The 15,475-nt window shown below is 70.2% G+C and carries 19 protein-coding genes and 1 pseudogene; 11 read left to right on the top strand and 9 right to left on the bottom strand.

The window, feature by feature from the left end:
• Positions 1 to 58: 58 nt before the first annotated feature.
• From ASG60_RS05275 to cysC, 3 genes are read left to right on the top strand one after another with little or no spacing between them, the layout of a single operon-like run.
• Positions 59 to 979, top strand: coding sequence for a hypothetical protein (locus ASG60_RS05275; protein WP_056303954.1), 921 nt, complete (start codon positions 59 to 61; stop codon positions 977 to 979).
• A 38-nt stretch (positions 980 to 1,017) separates the two neighbouring features.
• On the top strand, positions 1,018 to 1,407 hold the full coding sequence (locus ASG60_RS05270) for a hypothetical protein (RefSeq protein WP_056168956.1): 390 nt from the start codon (positions 1,018 to 1,020) through the stop codon (positions 1,405 to 1,407).
• Positions 1,408 to 1,435: 28 nt separating this feature from the next.
• Positions 1,436 to 1,969, top strand: a complete 534-nt coding sequence (cysC, locus tag ASG60_RS05265; RefSeq protein WP_244472920.1) for an adenylyl-sulfate kinase — start codon at positions 1,436 to 1,438, stop codon at positions 1,967 to 1,969.
• A 12-nt stretch (positions 1,970 to 1,981) separates the two neighbouring features.
• On the opposite strand, the gene ASG60_RS23120 is transcribed toward cysC, so the two are convergent.
• The 4 genes from ASG60_RS23120 to thrS form a co-directional block, all read right to left on the bottom strand.
• Positions 1,982 to 2,371 carry a hypothetical protein gene (locus ASG60_RS23120; RefSeq protein WP_200947652.1) on the bottom strand — a complete coding sequence of 130 codons (390 nt, stop codon included), beginning with the start codon at positions 2,369 to 2,371 and terminating at the stop codon, positions 1,982 to 1,984.
• 39 nt (positions 2,372 to 2,410) lie between these two features.
• Complete coding sequence (locus tag ASG60_RS23115; protein ID WP_200947651.1) at positions 2,411 to 2,587, bottom strand: hypothetical protein; 177 nt, start codon at positions 2,585 to 2,587, stop codon at positions 2,411 to 2,413.
• Positions 2,584 to 2,763 (bottom strand): hypothetical protein, encoded by a 180-nt coding sequence (locus ASG60_RS05255; protein WP_156368878.1) that lies wholly within the window; start codon positions 2,761 to 2,763, stop codon positions 2,584 to 2,586. Before ASG60_RS05255 ends, ASG60_RS23115 begins: the two co-directional genes overlap by 4 nt.
• A 134-nt stretch (positions 2,764 to 2,897) precedes the next feature.
• A complete protein-coding gene (thrS, locus tag ASG60_RS05250) occupies positions 2,898 to 4,910 on the bottom strand; it encodes a threonine--tRNA ligase (protein ID WP_056384427.1) in 2,013 nt (670 codons plus the stop codon).
• 345 nt (positions 4,911 to 5,255) lie between these two features.
• Here thrS and ASG60_RS05245 point away from each other — a divergent pair, with 345 nt between their 5' ends.
• Positions 5,256 to 6,617, top strand: a complete 1,362-nt coding sequence (locus ASG60_RS05245) for a 2-hydroxycarboxylate transporter family protein (RefSeq protein WP_056303947.1) — start codon at positions 5,256 to 5,258, stop codon at positions 6,615 to 6,617.
• Here the strand turns inward: ASG60_RS05245 and yidD are convergent.
• Entirely contained in the window at positions 6,574 to 6,945 is a 372-nt protein-coding gene (yidD, locus tag ASG60_RS05240) for a membrane protein insertion efficiency factor YidD (RefSeq protein WP_056384426.1), read from the bottom strand. The genes ASG60_RS05245 and yidD overlap by 44 nt on opposite strands.
• A 2-nt stretch (positions 6,946 to 6,947) precedes the next feature.
• Positions 6,948 to 7,424: an iron-sulfur cluster assembly scaffold protein gene (locus ASG60_RS05235; RefSeq protein ID WP_056384425.1), complete on the bottom strand. Its 477-nt coding sequence runs from the start codon at positions 7,422 to 7,424 to the stop codon at positions 6,948 to 6,950.
• 238 nt (positions 7,425 to 7,662) lie between these two features.
• Between ASG60_RS05235 and folE the strand changes: the two genes are divergently transcribed.
• From folE to ASG60_RS05220, 3 genes are read left to right on the top strand one after another with little or no spacing between them, the layout of a single operon-like run.
• Positions 7,663 to 8,517, top strand: coding sequence for a GTP cyclohydrolase I FolE (folE, locus tag ASG60_RS05230; protein ID WP_056168986.1), 855 nt, complete (start codon positions 7,663 to 7,665; stop codon positions 8,515 to 8,517).
• Positions 8,518 to 8,525: 8 nt separating this feature from the next.
• The gene (hisI, locus tag ASG60_RS05225) at positions 8,526 to 8,945 is read left to right on the top strand and encodes a phosphoribosyl-AMP cyclohydrolase (RefSeq protein WP_056168987.1); all 420 of its coding nucleotides are present in this window, start codon (positions 8,526 to 8,528) and stop codon (positions 8,943 to 8,945) included.
• Between the two features lie 56 nt (positions 8,946 to 9,001).
• Positions 9,002 to 9,991: a patatin-like phospholipase family protein gene (locus ASG60_RS05220; protein WP_056262441.1), complete on the top strand. Its 990-nt coding sequence runs from the start codon at positions 9,002 to 9,004 to the stop codon at positions 9,989 to 9,991.
• Between the two features lie 41 nt (positions 9,992 to 10,032).
• Here the strand turns inward: ASG60_RS05220 and ASG60_RS05215 are convergent, their stop codons facing one another.
• Together ASG60_RS05215 and ASG60_RS05210 are read right to left on the bottom strand one after the other, a co-directional pair.
• Positions 10,033 to 10,464, bottom strand: a complete 432-nt coding sequence (locus ASG60_RS05215) for a CBS domain-containing protein (protein ID WP_056168992.1) — start codon at positions 10,462 to 10,464, stop codon at positions 10,033 to 10,035.
• A 242-nt stretch (positions 10,465 to 10,706) separates the two neighbouring features.
• Positions 10,707 to 11,519 (bottom strand): rhomboid family intramembrane serine protease, encoded by an 813-nt coding sequence (locus tag ASG60_RS05210; protein ID WP_056384424.1) that lies wholly within the window; start codon positions 11,517 to 11,519, stop codon positions 10,707 to 10,709.
• Positions 11,520 to 11,779: 260 nt separating this feature from the next.
• Here ASG60_RS05210 and ASG60_RS05205 point away from each other — a divergent pair, with 260 nt between their 5' ends.
• From ASG60_RS05205 to ASG60_RS05190, 4 genes and pseudogenes are all read left to right on the top strand, one after another.
• Positions 11,780 to 12,385 (top strand): PAS domain-containing protein, encoded by a 606-nt coding sequence (locus ASG60_RS05205; protein ID WP_056169067.1) that lies wholly within the window; start codon positions 11,780 to 11,782, stop codon positions 12,383 to 12,385.
• 362 nt (positions 12,386 to 12,747) lie between these two features.
• Positions 12,748 to 13,374 (top strand): PilZ domain-containing protein, encoded by a 627-nt coding sequence (locus ASG60_RS05200; RefSeq protein ID WP_056168998.1) that lies wholly within the window; start codon positions 12,748 to 12,750, stop codon positions 13,372 to 13,374.
• A gap of 224 nt (positions 13,375 to 13,598) precedes the next feature.
• Positions 13,599 to 14,166 (top strand): annotated as a pseudogene (locus ASG60_RS05195) (transglutaminase-like cysteine peptidase).
• Between the two features lie 176 nt (positions 14,167 to 14,342).
• Positions 14,343 to 15,044 carry a transglutaminase-like cysteine peptidase gene (locus ASG60_RS05190; RefSeq protein ID WP_056169005.1) on the top strand — a complete coding sequence of 234 codons (702 nt, stop codon included), beginning with the start codon at positions 14,343 to 14,345 and terminating at the stop codon, positions 15,042 to 15,044.
• 3 nt (positions 15,045 to 15,047) lie between these two features.
• Here ASG60_RS05190 and ASG60_RS05185 read toward each other — a convergent pair whose 3' ends face one another.
• On the bottom strand, positions 15,048 to 15,377 hold the full coding sequence (locus ASG60_RS05185) for a hypothetical protein (RefSeq protein ID WP_056169007.1): 330 nt from the start codon (positions 15,375 to 15,377) through the stop codon (positions 15,048 to 15,050).
• Positions 15,378 to 15,475 lie beyond the last annotated feature (98 nt).

Here is a 15,475-nt window from a genome sequence, read left to right as displayed (position 1 = left end):
CTCTGGTTCCAGAGCATGCGGATCGGACGCGCGAAGGATGCGCGAAGGGAGAGGTCGCATGACGAGGGGCCCGATGCTCGGCGCCGCACTGTCGGTCGCACTGTCGGCCCTGCTGGCGACGCCCGGCGGCGCCCAGGAGAGCGGCTTCCACAACCGGATCGGGCCGAACCTGCCGACCCCCTCCGTCACCGGGCCGGAGCTGCCGCCGCCCGTGGCCCAGGCCGACGCCGCCCTGAGCCTCAAGGCGGTGTTCGCCGGCAGCGACAAGCCCATGCGCTCGGGGCTGGCCTGGCGCATCTACGAGGACCGCGCCGACGGCGTGCGGCCGGGCATCGTCGCGCGCTCGGAGGCGGCCGAGCCGACCTTCACCCTGGCGCCCGGCGCCTACGTGGCCACGGTCACGTACGGTTTCGCCAGCGCCTCGAAGCGTCTCACCATGGCGGGGGTGCCGGTCTCCGACGGGCTCAGGGTCAATGCCGGAGCCCTCAAGCTCTCGGGGGCCATCGGCGACGTGAAGATCCCGCCCGCCGAGGTGGCGTTCTCGGTGTTCGTGCCCATCGGCACCAATTCCGAGGGGCGCCTGGTGCGCAGCGGCGTCAAGGCCGGCGAGCTGCTGCGCCTGCCCGAGGGCACCTACCACGTGGTCTCGACCTACGGGGAATCGAACGCCATCCAGCGGGCCGACCTCAAGGTCGAGAACGGCAAGGTCACCGACGCGACCCTCAGCCACCACGCCGCCACCGTCACCCTCAAGCTCGTGGCCGCCGCCGGGGCCGAGGCCTTCGCGGGTACCGCCTTCAGCGTCCTGACGCCGGGCGGCGACACCATCCGGGAGGCCATCGGCGCGTTCCCCCAGGTGGTCCTGGCGGAGGGCGACTACGTGCTCATCGCCCGCCACGACGGGCAGGTCTACACCCGCGAGTTCAAGGTCGAGAGCGGGCTGGACCGGGACATCGAGGTGGTCGCCAAGGCGACGTGACCCTCGCCCTGATCGCTCCGTCGCTGCGAGACCGCCCCATGATCCTTCACCGCTGGATTTCCGTCGGCCTGACCCTCGTCACGCTCGTCGCCCCGGCCGCGCACGCCCAGCCCCTCCCGGAGGCCTCCGCGCTTCCGCCGGAGACCGCGCAGGCCGCCGTCGCGCTCCTCGGCCGGGGCCTGAAGGCGCCCGAGACCGCGCGCTTCGACCGGCTCCGCATGGGCCGGGCCGGGGCCGTCTGCGGCCAGGTGGACACCACGAACCGGATGGGCCAACACGTCGGGCCGCGCGGCTTCGTCGCCGATCTGGAGGCGGGCTTCGCCGCCCTCGTCCCGGACGGGGCGGAGCTGCGCAACCCGGCGAGCCCGGCGCATTACGCGGCGATGCAGAGGGCGCTGGCGCTGTTTGCCGCCAACTGCGCGGCCTGATAGGCCGCCCGGCATGAAGGAGTCGCCCATGACACCCGCCCTCACGAAGCCCGCCATCGTCTGGCTCACGGGCCTGTCCGGCGCGGGCAAATCGGCCACGGCCGAAGCGCTGCAGGACCTGCTCGCCGCGCAGGGACACCAGGCCACGATCCTCGACGGCGACGAACTGCGCCAGGGCCTCAGCCGCGACCTCGGCTTCGGCGACGCCGCCCGCATCGAGAACATCCGCCGGGCGGCCGAGGTGGCGCGCATCCTGGCGCGCTCCGGCATCGTCACCATCGTCTCGCTGATCTCGCCGTTCCGCAAGGAGCGCGCCCAGGCCCGCGCCATCGCGGGGGAGATCCCGTTCCTCGAAGTCTACGTCGATGCGCCGCTGGCCGTGTGCGAGAAGCGCGACCCCAAGGGCCTCTATCGCCGCGCCCGTGCCGGCCTGATCCCGAACTTCACCGGCATCGACTCCGCGTACGAGGCGCCGGCCGAGCCGGACCTCCACCTGCACACGGATGCGGGCACGCCGCAGGACGGCGCCGCGCGCGTGGCCGTGGCGTTGGGCAAGCTCTGAAGGGCTGAGAGCCTATCGGATGGGAAGCGGCAGAAACAGGCCCAGGATACACCGCGGGTTGCGGACGGCGATCTGCGAGTGGCTTCGCCGCATGTATCCCGCACCCGGGTAGAGCTCACCGCCCTCCGTGAACATCCCCCTCACGGTATCGTAGGGTTCCAGTTCGGGGACCCCCTCCCCCGCACTGTCAATCATGCTGTGAAGATGTTTGATCACGGCCCGGTCCAGGAACCGCAACAGACGATCGGAATTCGGGTCGCCCTTGACGTTTCGGTTTTCCGGTAGCGGCAGGCCCGCCATCGTCTGCGTTGCCGCGAAGGAATCGTAAGCCAACCGAACGATCCCGAGATCCTCGCGATTGGTCAGATCGAGGCAATGTCTCAAATCGATGACCGCACCCACGACGAAGGGCTTTGCCTTCGTTGAGGTCGCGAACTTCGCTTACGCCCATTCCCAGGCGCGTTTCGGATCGGATTCCCAGAAATACGCCCCGGGCCCGAGCCAGTCGTAGTCCTTGTCGCTCTGAATGAGTGCGGTATCGCCACGGATTGCCTCGCGCCCGATGGCTTCGTCGCATCCGTGGTAACCCAGGACGAAGGAAGTCGCGAGACGGCTCAAGCGGCGCGTGTCGCCTTCTCGTCCGGACCACCGAAAGTCGCGCGAAGCTCGCCGTCCTTCGTATAGATGCCCTCCTCGATGAGGGCCGCCCGCGCGGCAGCGGGACTTGCCGTATTCGCGGCGGTACGCTTGGCGATCAGAACCTTGATGGCCGCACGACGCTTTTCATCCGTCATGATCCCGGCACCTCCGACGTCGATCGCGCATGGCAGCGCGCCGTTGGTCCCCAATCATAGGAAGAAACGCGGCGGACGTGCAACCGGCTCCCGAAAGCCCCTTCCGATCGTTGGATCGAAAGGGGCGCAGTCCCTCAAGGCGTCGGCGCTTCCTCGTTCTGGCCGTCGAGGGTGACCTCCGCGCTCGGCACGCTCGCCGCGATGCTGTCGGCGCGGATGCGGTCGGGGGAGGTCGCTTCCGCCACCAGGGCCGCGAGGGTCTCGTCGAGGCCGCCCGTGCGGGTGTGCTGGCTGCCCAGCCGCCGGACCGAGACCGTGCGCTCCTCGCCCTCCTTGCGGCCCACCACGAGCATCACCGGCACCTTCGCCAGCGAATGCTCGCGGACCTTGTAGTTGATCTTTTCGTTTCTCAGATCGGCTTCCACCCGGAGGCCGAGGCGGTCGGCGGCCGCCACCACTTCCCGTGCGTAGGGGTCGGCGTCCCCCGTGATGGTCGCCACAACGATCTGCACGGGCGCGAGCCACAGCGGGAAATGCCCGGCGAAATGCTCGATGAGGATGCCCGTGAACCGCTCCAGGGAACCGCAGATGGCGCGGTGGACCATGACCGGCGGCTTCTTCCCGCTGTCGGCATCGACGTAGAACGCGCCGAAGCGCTCGGGCAGGTTGAAGTCCACCTGGGTGGTGCCGCACTGCCAGTCGCGGCCGATGGCGTCGCGCAGCACGTACTCGAATTTCGGCCCGTAGAAGGCGCCCTCGCCCGGGTTGATCGCCGTCTTGATCCGGCCGCCCGACTGCTCCTCGATCTGGGCGAGCACGCGGGTCATCACTTCCTCGGCGTGGTCCCACAGGGCGTCCGACCCGACCCGCTTCTCGGGCCGCGTCGAGAGCTTCACCACGATGTCGCCGAAGCCGAAATCGGCGTAGGTCGACAGGATGAGGTCGTTGATCTTGAGGCACTCGGCGGCGAGCTGGTCCTCGGTGCAGAACACGTGCGCGTCGTCCTGCGTGAAGGCCCGCACCCGCATGAGCCCGTGCAGCGCGCCGGACGGCTCGTAGCGCGAGACCGCGCCGAACTCCGCCATGCGCAGGGGCAGGTCGCGGTAGGATTTCAGGCCGTGCTTGAAGATGAGCACGTGGCCGGGACAGTTCATCGGCTTGATGGCGAAGACGCGCTCGTCCTCGGTCTTCGTGACGAACATGTTGTCCCGGTACCACTCCCAGTGGCCGGAGGTCTCCCACAGGGCCTTGTCGAGGATCTGGGGGGCGTTGACCTCCTGGTAATCGCCCTTCAGGCGCCGGCGCATGTAGGCGATGAGCTCCTGGAACACCGTCCAGCCCTTGGCGTGCCAGAACACCACGCCCGGCCCCTCCTCCTGGAAGTGGAACAGGTCCATCTCGCGCCCCAGGCGGCGGTGGTCGCGGCGCTCGGCCTCCTCCAGGCGGTGCAGGTAGGCGTCGAGGTCCTCCCTCGTGGCCCAGGCGGTGCCGTAGATGCGGGTCAGCATCGGGTTGTTGGAGTCACCGCGCCAATAGGCGCCCGCCACCTTCATGAGCTTGAAGGCGGTGCCGACCTTGCCCGTCGAAGTCATGTGCGGGCCGCGGCACAGGTCGAACCAGTCGCCCTGCCGGTAGATGTTGAGGTCTTCGCCGGGGGGAATCGCGTCGACGAGTTCGACCTTGTAGGCCTCGCCCTTCTCCGAGAAGATTTTTCGGATATCGTCGCGCTTCCAGACTTCCTTGGTGAAGGCGGCGTCACGCGCGATGATTTCGCGCATTTTCGCTTCGATCGTCGGAAAATCGTCGGGGGTGAACGGCTGGTCGCGGGAAAAGTCGTAGTAGAACCCGTTCTCGATGACGGGCCCGATGGTGACCTGCGTCTCCGGCCACAGGGCCTGCACGGCTTCGGCGAGCACGTGGGCGCAATCGTGCCGGATCAGCTCGAGGCTGCGCGGATCGGCCCGGTCGAGGAACTCGATGCGGGCATCGTGCTCGATGAGGTCGGAGAGGTCGCGGACCCGGCCGTCCAGCGCCATGGCGACGGTGCGCTTGGCGAGCGACTTGGCGATGCCCTCGACGACGGCGCGGCCGGTGACGGCATCCTCGAAGCTGCGGGTGTTGCCGTCGGGGAAGGTCAGGATGGGCATCGGGATCACTCTTGCGGTGGCTCACTCCTGCGAACGCAGCAGGTAAGCCGGGTGGGGTGGGATCGGGCGCGACACGCGCCGTGCCCGGCCGTTTAGACCGTTTCGCGGAGGGAAGGAATCCGCCGCGCGTCCGGGACCCGTCCGACGCGCGGCGGATGGCGTTCAGCTACGATCCGGCGCGGTTGATACAAGCTGACGTTGACAACCCGCCGCTCCGGACAGCCCATCGTCCGCATACGGACCCGGGCGGGGCGTCGGCCAGCACATGCGCCAGGACACGCGCCGCCACGAGGTTCGAACAGGCGAGCCGGCCCCATGGGGCGACGGGCTCACGGGAGAACACCCATGTCGAATCCCCTCTCCGTCTCCCCGGCGGAGACCCACGGCGCGGTCGGGGCGCCCGCGAAGAAATTCTGGCCGCAGGGCTGGTGGCGGATCGTCGACATCAAGATCGGCATCATCCCGCTCCCGGTCTACGCGATCCTCGTCGTCCTGCTGGCGATCCTGACCCAGGAGGGCGAGATCAAATCGGACGCGCCGACGATGATCGCCGTGCTGGTGCTCGGGGGCTTCACCTGCGCCGAGATCGGCAAGCGGCTGCCGGTGCTGCGCAGCATCGGCGCGGGGGCGATCTTCGCGACCTTCATCCCCTCGGCCCTGGTGTTCTACGGGTGGATCCCGCCGCAGATCTTCAAGGCGATCGTGGATTTCACCAAGTTCACCAACTTCCTCTACCTCTACATCGCCACCATCATCGTCGGCAGCATCTTAGGCATGGACCGCGACGTCCTGATCAAGGGCTTCCTCAAGATCTTCGTGCCCCTGGCTGCGGGCTCCGTGGCGGCCGGGATCGTCGGTACCCTGGTGGGCACCCTGCTGGGGCTGGGCGCCTACAACACCTTCTTCTTCCTCGTGGTGCCGATCATGGCCGGCGGCGTCGGCGAGGGCGCGATCCCGCTCTCCATCGGCTACGCGGCGATCCTCGGTCAGGGCCAGGGCGACGTGTTTGCCCAGGTGCTGCCGCCGGTGATGCTCGGCAGCCTCACGGCCATCGTCCTGGCCGGCACCCTCAATGCCGTCGGCAAGCGCCTGCCCCACCTCACCGGCGAGGGCCGGCTGCAGCCCGACCGGGAGAACGACGTCGCCGCCGTGAAGGCGGAGGACATCCCCGTCGACGCCGCCACCGTGGGCGCGGCGGCGCTGACGGCGGTGACGCTCTACCTGCTCGGCGTGATGATGCACCACCTCACCGGCCTGCCCGCCCCCGTGGCGATGCTGTTCCTCGCGGTGATGGCGAAGCTCGCCAGCGCCGTGTCGCCGCGGCTCCAGGCCGGCGGCTTCGTCGCCTACAAGTTCGTGCAGGTCAGCATGACCTACCCGCTGCTCTTTGCCGTCGGCGTGTCGCTGACCCCCTGGGACAAGCTCGTCGCGGCCTTCACGATCCCGAACCTCATCACCATCGTGTCCACCGTGGTGACTCTCATGGCGACGGGCTTCGTGGTGGGGCGCCGGCTCGGCCTGTACCCCATCGAGACCGCCATCGTGAACGCCTGCCACAGCGGCCAGGGCGGCACCGGCGACGTCGCCATCCTGACGGCGGCCAACCGCATGAGCCTGATGCCGTTCGCCCAGATCGCCACCCGCATCGGCGGGGCGCTCACGGTCACGGGGACGCTGGTGGTGATGCGGTGGGTGAGCGGGGGGTGAGCGGGGCGGGACGCGCTTCGACCGCCTCGCACGCGAATGGCGAGGCCGGGGCGTTCACGCCGCGCCAGCGGCCGAAGCGCCACGGCACGAACCACTGGGCACGGGGCGGCAGCGCCTCCGGCACGAGGTCGATGCCATGGGTTCCGAAGGGGCCGCAGCGGCAGATTCGCGACAGGCCGATCCAGCCGCCGGCCCAGAGCCCGTGTCGCCCGATCGCTTCGTCCGTGTAGGCGGAGCACGACGGCCAGTGCCGGCACTGGCGGCCGATCAGGCCCGACAGGGTGAGCTGGTAGGCGCGGATCGCCCCATGGGCGGCGCGCCGGACCATGCTCAGGCGGCCGCCTGTGGGCCTGCGGCGGCCTGCGGATTGCCGACGGGCGTGCCGGTGGCGATCTGATCCAGGGCGTTCACTACGGCGTCGAAGGTGAGCAGCGTCGAGGCGTGGCGGGCCTTGAAGTCGCGCACGGGCTCCAGCACGGCGAAGTCCGCCCACGGGCCCTGGGGGCCGGGGCCGTTCTCCTTCAGCATCGCCCGCATGGCCTCGCGCGCGCGCCGCAACTCGTCGGCCGTGGCCCCGACCACGTGGCGGGCCATCAGGGAGGACGACGCCTGGCCCAGGGCGCAGGCCTTCACCTCGTGGGCGAAATCCGTGACGACCCCGTCGGCGACGCACAGGTCCACCGTGACGGTGGAGCCGCAGAGCTTCGAGTGGGCGGTGGCGCTGGCGTCGGGCGTGGGCAGGCGCCCGAGGCGGGGAATGTCGGCGGCGAGTTCGAGGATGCGACGGTTGTAGATGTCGTCGAGCATAGGCGGCGTCCTCTCGGCAGGATCCCTGCAGCAGCCTCGTTCGAGGCCGGCGTCCGGTCCCGGTTGTCTGATCCGCGCGCCCCGCATTGCGCGGCGACGCGATAACGACGATATAGGCGCCAACGCACCGTTTCGCGAGGAGGCGGATCGTCGATCCGGGCTGCGCCCACGGCCAGGGTCGCGCCTGCGGCCAGGGCGTCCCCGCCGGCCGATGCCCCAGACGGCCAGTGGTTCGACGATGTACGCCAAGCCCGACAGCAACACGATGACGACCCGGATCGCTCGGGCGGAAGATGCCATGGATGCTGCGCTCAAATCCCTGTCCTACCGCCTGACCGAGACGGAGGATTCGCGGATGGCTCCCAAAACCCCGGATACGGCGCGTCCGAACGGGTCCGCTCCGGCGGCGTCCCTCAACGGCATGCGCAACGACAACGCCCCGGTGCCTGCTGCGGAGATCGCTCCCGAGATCGCTCCCTTGCCGGCCTCCGCCAAGCGCGTGCCCGAGGCTATCGCCACCGGGCGCCCGAGTCGCGAGGAGGCCGAGGCCGCCGTGCGGACCCTCCTGCGCTGGGCCGGCGACGATCCGAACCGCGAGGGCCTGCGCGACACCCCCGCCCGCGTCGCCAAGGCCTACGGCCAGCTCTTCGGCGGCTACGAGCAGGATGCCGACAAGCTCCTCGAGCGGGTGTTCGAGGAGGTCGAAGGGTATTCCGACATCGTCCTCGTGCGCGACATCCCGTTCTACTCCCATTGCGAGCACCACATGGTGCCGTTCATGGGGCTCGCCCACATCGCCTATTATCCGACCAAGGGCGTGGTCGGCCTGTCGAAGCTCGCCCGCGTGGTCGATACCTTCGCGCGCCGGCTGCAGACCCAGGAGACCATGACGGCGCAGATCGCCGACGTGATCGAGAGCATCCTCAAGCCCCGTGGCATCGCCGTGATGCTCGAGGCCGAGCACCTGTGCATGGCCATGCGCGGGGTGCAGAAGGCCGGCGTCTCGACCATCACCACCCAGTTCCGCGGCGCGTTCCGGAACGACGCCAACGAGCAGGTCCGCTTCCTGACCCTCGTGCGCAACAAGCCCTGAGCGTCGCGATGACGATCGCCTTCGCCGCACCCGGTACGAAGGCCGCGGTCGAGGAGGGGACGGTCTTCACCCCCCGCTTCGACGCCAACGGCCTCATCGCCTGCATCGCCGTCGACGCCACCGACGGGCAGGTGCTCATGCTCGCCCACATGAACGCCGAATCCCTCGCCCGCACCCTGGAGACGGGGGAGGCCTGGTACTGGTCGCGCTCGCGCGGGGAGCTCTGGCACAAGGGCGCCACCTCCGGTCAGATCCAGCGCGTCGTCGAGATGCGGGTCGATTGCGACCAGGACGCGGTCCTCATCCGCGTCGCCGTCGGCGGCGACGGCGGCTGCTGCCACACGGGGCGGCGCGACTGCTTCTATCGCGCGGTCGAACTCGGATCCCCGGACGGTCCCGTGCGCCTGCACGCCGGCGCGGCACCATGATTCCCGCGGCGACGATCCTCCCGCCATGACCTGTCTCTCGCCATGACCTGTGCGCCATGACCTGGGACGGGTCGGGCGGCGAGCGCGGGCGCTTCGGCGCCGATGCGGTCGAGCCCGTCGCGGCCCCTGCCCCGCGCAGCCCCCGCATCGGCCTGGCGCTCGGTGGCGGCTCCGCCCGGGGCTGGTCGCATATCGGCGCCATCGAGGTGCTGGAGGAGTCCGGAATCCATCCGGGCGTGGTGACGGGCTGCTCCATCGGCGCCGTCGTCGGTGGTTGCTATGCGGCGGGCCAGCTCGGCCTGCTCAAGACCTTCGCCCTGTCCCTGACCAAGCGCCGCGTCGTCGGCCTCCTCGATCTGCGCCTCGGCTCCGGCCTCATCGCGGGGGCTCGCCTGCGCCAGCGCCTGGAGCGCGACCTCGCCGACCGCCGCGTCGAGCATCTCGCCGTCCGGTTCGCCAGCGTGGCCACCGATCTCGGCAGCGGCGAGGAGGTCTGGCTGACGCGCGGCAACCTCGTGGAGGCGCTTCGCGCCTCCTACGCCCTGCCGGGGGTGTTTCCGCCCGTGCGGCTCGGCGGCCGTCTCCTCATGGACGGGACCCTGGTCAACCCGGTCCCCGTCGGCCTCGCCCGCGCCCTCGGGGCGGATGTGGTGATCTGCATCAATCTCAACGGCGACCCGCGCGAGGCCGGCGGACCGGTGGTCCTCGACCCGGACGAGCGCGCGGACGAGGCGCGGCCGGCTCCGGCCCCGCGCCGCCGCCGGTCCTGGGCCCTGTTCCGACGCGGCCGGCGCGCACCGCCGGAGACGCCGAGCCCCGGCATGGCCCGGGTGATGCTCGATGCCTTCAACATCACCCAGGACAAGATCTCGCGGGCGCGCCTGGCCGGCGATCCGCCCGACGTCACCATCTCGCCGCGCCTCGCCGAGATGGGATTGTTCGAGTTCCACCGCGCGGCGGAGGGGATCGAACTCGGCCGCCAGGCCGCCCGTGCCGCCCTGCCGGCCATCCGCGCGACCCTCGCGTCGGCGGCCGCCAGGGTCTGATCGCCCCGTCCCTCGATCGGGGCGAGGGGGGGGCGGAGGGGTCACGCCATGGTGATGTAGTCGCGCATGGCCTGATGCTCCGCCTCCACGGCCGCGATCCGGCGCTTGACCACGTCGCCGATGGAGATGAGGCCGGCGAGGCGCCCCTCCTCCAGAACGGGAACGTGGCGGAAGCGGCCGTCGGTCATGAGGTGCATCACGTCCTCGACGCTGGTGTCGCGGGCGCAGGTGACGACGGTGGCGGTCATGTGCTCCGAGACCAGGGCATCGAGCGCCCCGGCCCCCTGGCGGGCGAGCGCCCGCATGATGTCGCGCTCGGACAGGATGCCCAGCACCGTGCCCGCGGCATCGCTGACGACGACGGCGCCGATGCGCTTCTCGGCGAGCAGATGGATCGCCTCGTCGAGGGTGCGCTGCGGCTCCACGGTGACGACGGAGCGGCCTTTCTCGGCGAGAATGCGGGCGACGGTCATGGGTCTTTCCTTCCTGGTGGGGGCACACGGCCTTGCGGCCGGGTTTGCCCCTGGCTCGCGGTTCTTGATCGATCGGCTCCGGCGTCCCGGTCTCGGACGCGGGGAGGCTCTGTGGCGATTGTGTGGCCCGCGTCGCGTTCTGGCAAGCGGCAGCGCGCGTGCGAACGCCGGGCGCGCGTTTCCCGACGGACCGGGTGGGCGCCGCGCCCGTCCGGCGAAGGCAGCGAGCGATGGCCGGTTCGTCAGCCCGGATGACGGTCGATCAGCGGCAGCAGGAAGAACCCGACGAGGAAGCCGCCGAGATGCGCGTCCCAGGCGACCGCCGTCGCCTCGGCGCCGAGCGGCAGAGCGATGATGCCGAACAGGAAGTTGGTCGCGAGCCAGATCACCAGGAACACCACCGCCGTGCGGTTGCGCATGAGTTCCGGGATCGTCTGCAGGCACTGGCGCGGCGCCAGGTGCCACGGCTGGGCCGGCGTGAAGGCGGGGGGCGGCTGGAACACGAAGCGCGCGGCGGCGGCCATCAGGGCCGAAACGCCCGCCGAGGCGCCGATGAGGGGCGCCGTGCTCAAGGGATCGAGCACCACGTGCAGGCCCCCCCCGGCGACCGCGCCCACGAGGGCGACGAGTCCGAAGCGCCAGGCGCCGTAGCGGCGCGCCACGGGCGAGCCGAAGGCGGCGAGCCAGACGGTGTTGAAGATCACGTGCGTCCACGAGCCGTGCAGGAGGGCGTAGGTCGCGAAGGTCCAGGGGCTCGCGTCCGGTTCGGCCGCGATGTAGCGGGCGAAGGCCTGGCGGGCATCCATCACTTCCGGGTCGCCGGCGGCGGAGGCCGCCGTCAGCAGGTCCGCGATGCGCGACGGGTCGATGGCCACGCTCCACCGCCCCGGGATCAGGGCGAGGTGGATGAGGGCCCAGATGTCCCAGGCATCGGGGAGGATGAATTCGCGCAGGGCGTGGATGCCCAGCAGCACAGCGATGGAGGCCGTGACCACGCCCGGCATGTTGAAGATCGGTACGCGGTTCTGGCGGGGCAGGTCGGGCATGGCATCCATGGCGCCACCATGTTCGGGCTTTCGCGGACGCGGCAACCCCCGGATTCGCGAAACTTGCAGGGGAAACCTGCCGCGGCGGATGGACGGAACCCTTAACCTTAAGGATATTAACCTTACACAAGAGTTAAGCGCGCGCGTCCCGAAGGGGCGGCATAGGGTGTGCGCAGGGATGAAGAATTCCTTCACGGCACGGTTGCCCGTGTCCCGAAATGGAACTCATCCCGAAGATGCCCCCACGGGCCGTGCCACCGCAGGACACCATGAAGCATCCGACCAGTCGCCTGCTCCACAGTTACTGGGATGGTCTGCGCCGGGAGCGGGCCGCCCCCGAGCGCAGCGAAATCGAACCCGGTGCGATTCGCAACCTCCTCGCCGACAGCCTGATCCTCGAGGTCGACGTGCCGGGCAGCGCCGCGTCGGTGCGCCTGGCCGGCACCCGCGTCTGCGCCCTGTTCGGCCGCGAGCTGCGCGCCGACGCGTTCTCGGACCTGTGGGGCGCGCCCGACGCCGACCCGTGGCGCCTCGTCGAGACCGTCGCGGTGGACACCCTCGGCATGGTGGCCGGGCTCACCGGCACGACGGTGCGCAACGAGACCATCGACCTCGAACTCATCCTCCTCCCCCTGCGCCATCGGGGCCAGACCCAGACGCGGATCCTCGGCGCCCTCAGCCCGCATTGCGTGCCGCACTGGCTCGGCCTGCGTCCGGTCACGCGCCTGCGCACCACCTCCCTGCGCGTGCTGGAGCCCGCCCCGCGGCGCATGGACGACGCCGAGGCGGCCCTGCGCAACCTGCCGACGCCCGCCAACGACTCGCTGCCCTTCCGCCGCGGGCACCTGCTGGTCCATCCGGGCGGCCGGGGCTGAGCGCTCCGTCGCCGATGTCGGTGCCGACTTAGGCGAGACGCCCGGGCGACGATCAGGGATTTCGAAGGCTGAAACGATCCAACAGGGTTGGGCCGGGCTCGAATTCGCGGGCCGCCGTGATCAAATCATCGAGATCGTTCACGTAGAGGCCAAGTCGTCATGGCCGGAGAGGCATGGTTTCGGCCACGCTCTGCAAGAGCGACCATAGGCCTGCCGGCTCCGCGACGCCTCTGTTCCTGGGGCGGATCGCGTCGATGGCGAACTACACGTAGGGCGTGATTTCGGCCGGGTTGCTGAAGGGTTTCGTAACCAAGGGTCGTCTAGGGTTCGTTACCGTTACGAAACCGAGACCTTGGTCCATCATGCTTGAGGCCCTCGTACGCCCCGAGGCGAAACTGACACGCGGCATCCGCGCATCGGACCTTCGCCGCCATCAGCGGGTCAAGGTCGCCCTGCTCGGCCGCTACATGCTCACCGACCGCCGGGAATTTCCGTGCCAGACCGTGGACATGTCCCCGGGCGGCGTGCGCCTCACCTGCGTCGAGCCGGGTCTGCTCGACGAACGCGTGGTGCTGTATCTGGAGGAGATCGGCCGCCTCGAAGGCACCATCGCCCGCCTGATGCCCGAGGGCTTCGCCGTGCGCCTCAGCGCGACCCCGCGCAAGCGCGAGAAGATCGCCTCCCAGCTGACTTGGCTCGCCAACCGCGAGAACCTCGGGCTGCCCGAGGGCCGAACCCACGAGCGCCTCAAGCCCGTCAACCTCGCCACGACCCTGCGCTTCGACACCGGCCGCGAGATTCCGGTGCGGATCGTCGACGTCTCGATGTCCGGCGTCGCCCTCAGCACCGGCATCGTACCGGCCCTCGGCAGCAGCGTCGTGGTCGGACGGACCCCCGGGCGGGTGGTGCGTCACTTCGAGGGGGGCATCGGCGTGAACTTCCTGCTGCCGATCTCGCCGGATCTGTTCCACGAAGGCCTTCGGCTCTGACGGGAATGCACGCGCGCCGGCCCGCACCGGATCGCGGGCGGGCCCGATGGTTTCCGGACCGTGAATCCGACGCCGCACTTCCTAACGATGGCGGAAGCGGCGAGTTGGTCCTGTCGCGCGGGAGCTGACGCCACCGGGCCGAATCGATAAAATTGCGCGGATCGGCTTCAGCGCGGGGCAGCCGCCGCCACCGCATCGTGACCTCGTTGACGACGGGGGTTGCGATGCGCGGGATGAAGACGATCGCTCTGGGAGCCTTGGTGGTGCTGGCCACGGCCCTGGGTTCGACCGCCCCCCGCGCCCAGACCACCCTCGCGGCCCTGCCGGCCCCCGCCACCCTCGCGGCCCCCGTCGGGGCCGCCCGTCCCATCGCCGCGTGGGTCGCCTTCTGCGAGCGCTACGCCGCCGAATGCGCCATCGACGCGAACGAGCCGGCGCGGATCGCCCTGACCCCGGCGGCCTGGACCACCATCGCGACGGTGAACCGCCGGATCAACGCCCAGATCCGCCCCGTGACCGACCTCGACCACTGGGGCACCCCCGACCGCTGGGATTTCCGGCCTGCCGCGCCGGGCCATGCGGATGACCGTGGTCATCGACGAGAAGGGCGAGGGCCACGCGGTGCTCACCCTGATCACCGACCGGGGCGACTTCGTCCTCGACAACAAGACCAGTGCCGTCCTGCCGTGGCACCGCACCGGGTACGTCTTCATCAAGCGCGAGGGCACCGAGGCGGTGGCCTGGGTTTCGCTGGGCGGCGTGACCTCCCCCACCACCACCGCGAATCGCTGACGCCGGCCCGCCCGCAGCGATCGCTCCGATCGCGATGCGGGTGCGGATGCCGCCCACGCGGCGAATTGGAACCGGACGCTGCCGAGGCGGTTAACAGGGGTTTAACTTTACGATTGAGCGCCGGGCTCCGCCGTGCCAACTTTGCCGTATCAGCAATGGACGGCAGGGCGACCCGGATGCGGCACGCGATTCTGCACAGCCTCGGCGAACCGACGACGAGCCAGGGGGGCGCCCTTCGCGAGCGTCTCGGCCGCTTGGCCCGCTGCTCCCTCGTCGGCTCGATCCTGCTCCTCGGCGGTGCCGGGACGCAGGCCCGGCCCGCCCAGGACCGCGCCCTCGCCGCCCTCCCCGATGCGCCCGCCCTGGGGGCCGGCACCGATGCGCGCCCGGTGGCGGCCTGGAACGCGTTCTGCGGGCGCCACCCCGGCGAATGCGCCGTCGACCTCGCGGAGCCGACCCGCATCACCCTGACGCCGGCGGTCCGGTCGACCCTCGACGGCGTCAACCGCCGGGTCAACGCGCGCATCCGCCCCCTCACCGATATGGCCCATTGGGGCGTCGTCGATCGCTGGGATTTTCCCGACGACGGCGCGGGCGATTGCGAGGATTTCCAGCTGTTGAAGCGGCGGATGCTGGTGGAACGCGGCCTGCCCCGGCGCGCCCTGCGGATGACCGTGGTCATCGATGACATCGGCGAGGGCCATGCGGTCCTCATGGTGCGGACCGACCGGGGCGACCTCATCCTCGATAACAAGACCAACGCGATCCTGTCCGGACCGCGTACGGGCTACACCTTCATCAAGCGCGAGGGCCAGGACGGGCCGGCCTGGGTCACCCTCAACGGCGGCGCCTCGCCCGTCGCCACGGCCAACCGGTAGGCGTCAGGCGCCGACGATCAGGTGGGCGAGATCGAGGGCGACCCGGCCCGACATCAGGCTCCAGCCGCAGGCGATCATCGTGGCGATCATCACGAAGGGGATTGGCCGGCGCTCGAAGCGCCGGCCCCGCACGGTGTTGCGCAGGATGATGAAGGGGGCGCCGAAGGCCAGCATCGGCAGGGCCGCCACGGCGGTGACGCCGCCGCGCTCCAGCAGGCTGAAGCTCGCGCGGCGCTCCGTGAACAGTTCGAAGGCGCTGGCGAGCAGACCCGACAGGGCGAGGCCGACGCACAGGGTCTGGAGGGAGTCGAGGGCCGAGGGGCTGAGGGTCATCACGCAAACGCTCCACGCTTAACGAACCGTGAAGCCCACTCTGCCCTGCCGTTTACGAAACGTTAAGACTTTCTTCGTCTCAGGGTTAAGTCCGCGCA

The sequence above is a fragment of the Methylobacterium sp. Leaf469 genome (assembly GCF_001424745.1).
Taxonomy (GTDB): Bacteria; Pseudomonadota; Alphaproteobacteria; order Rhizobiales; family Beijerinckiaceae; genus Methylobacterium.
This window is presented reverse-complemented; position numbering and strand designations above follow the sequence as displayed.

Bases quoted from the DNA above. Each gene is read 5' to 3' on its own strand.
- yidD (WP_056384426.1), bottom strand. From the start codon at position 6,945: ATGGTCCGGCGCGCCGCCCATGGGGCGATCCGCGCCTACCAGCTCACC.
- ASG60_RS05210 (WP_056384424.1), bottom strand. From the start codon at position 11,519: ATGGATGCCATGCCCGACCTGCCCCGCCAGAACCGCGTACCGATCTTC.
- ASG60_RS05275 (WP_056303954.1), top strand. From the start codon at position 59: ATGACGAGGGGCCCGATGCTCGGCGCCGCACTGTCGGTCGCACTGTCG.
- ASG60_RS05185 (WP_056169007.1), bottom strand. From the start codon at position 15,377: ATGACCCTCAGCCCCTCGGCCCTCGACTCCCTCCAGACCCTGTGCGTC.
- thrS (WP_056384427.1), bottom strand. From the start codon at position 4,910: ATGCCCATCCTGACCTTCCCCGACGGCAACACCCGCAGCTTCGAGGAT.
- ASG60_RS05215 (WP_056168992.1), bottom strand. From the start codon at position 10,464: ATGACCGTCGCCCGCATTCTCGCCGAGAAAGGCCGCTCCGTCGTCACC.
- cysC (WP_244472920.1), top strand. From the start codon at position 1,436: ATGACACCCGCCCTCACGAAGCCCGCCATCGTCTGGCTCACGGGCCTG.
- folE (WP_056168986.1), top strand. From the start codon at position 7,663: ATGTACGCCAAGCCCGACAGCAACACGATGACGACCCGGATCGCTCGG.
- ASG60_RS05270 (WP_056168956.1), top strand. From the start codon at position 1,018: ATGATCCTTCACCGCTGGATTTCCGTCGGCCTGACCCTCGTCACGCTC.
- ASG60_RS05200 (WP_056168998.1), top strand. From the start codon at position 12,748: ATGCTTGAGGCCCTCGTACGCCCCGAGGCGAAACTGACACGCGGCATC.
- ASG60_RS05235 (WP_056384425.1), bottom strand. From the start codon at position 7,424: ATGCTCGACGACATCTACAACCGTCGCATCCTCGAACTCGCCGCCGAC.
- ASG60_RS05220 (WP_056262441.1), top strand. From the start codon at position 9,002: ATGACCTGGGACGGGTCGGGCGGCGAGCGCGGGCGCTTCGGCGCCGAT.
- ASG60_RS05255 (WP_156368878.1), bottom strand. From the start codon at position 2,763: ATGACGGATGAAAAGCGTCGTGCGGCCATCAAGGTTCTGATCGCCAAG.
- ASG60_RS05190 (WP_056169005.1), top strand. From the start codon at position 14,343: ATGCGGCACGCGATTCTGCACAGCCTCGGCGAACCGACGACGAGCCAG.
- ASG60_RS05205 (WP_056169067.1), top strand. From the start codon at position 11,780: ATGAAGCATCCGACCAGTCGCCTGCTCCACAGTTACTGGGATGGTCTG.
- hisI (WP_056168987.1), top strand. From the start codon at position 8,526: ATGACGATCGCCTTCGCCGCACCCGGTACGAAGGCCGCGGTCGAGGAG.
- ASG60_RS05245 (WP_056303947.1), top strand. From the start codon at position 5,256: ATGTCGAATCCCCTCTCCGTCTCCCCGGCGGAGACCCACGGCGCGGTC.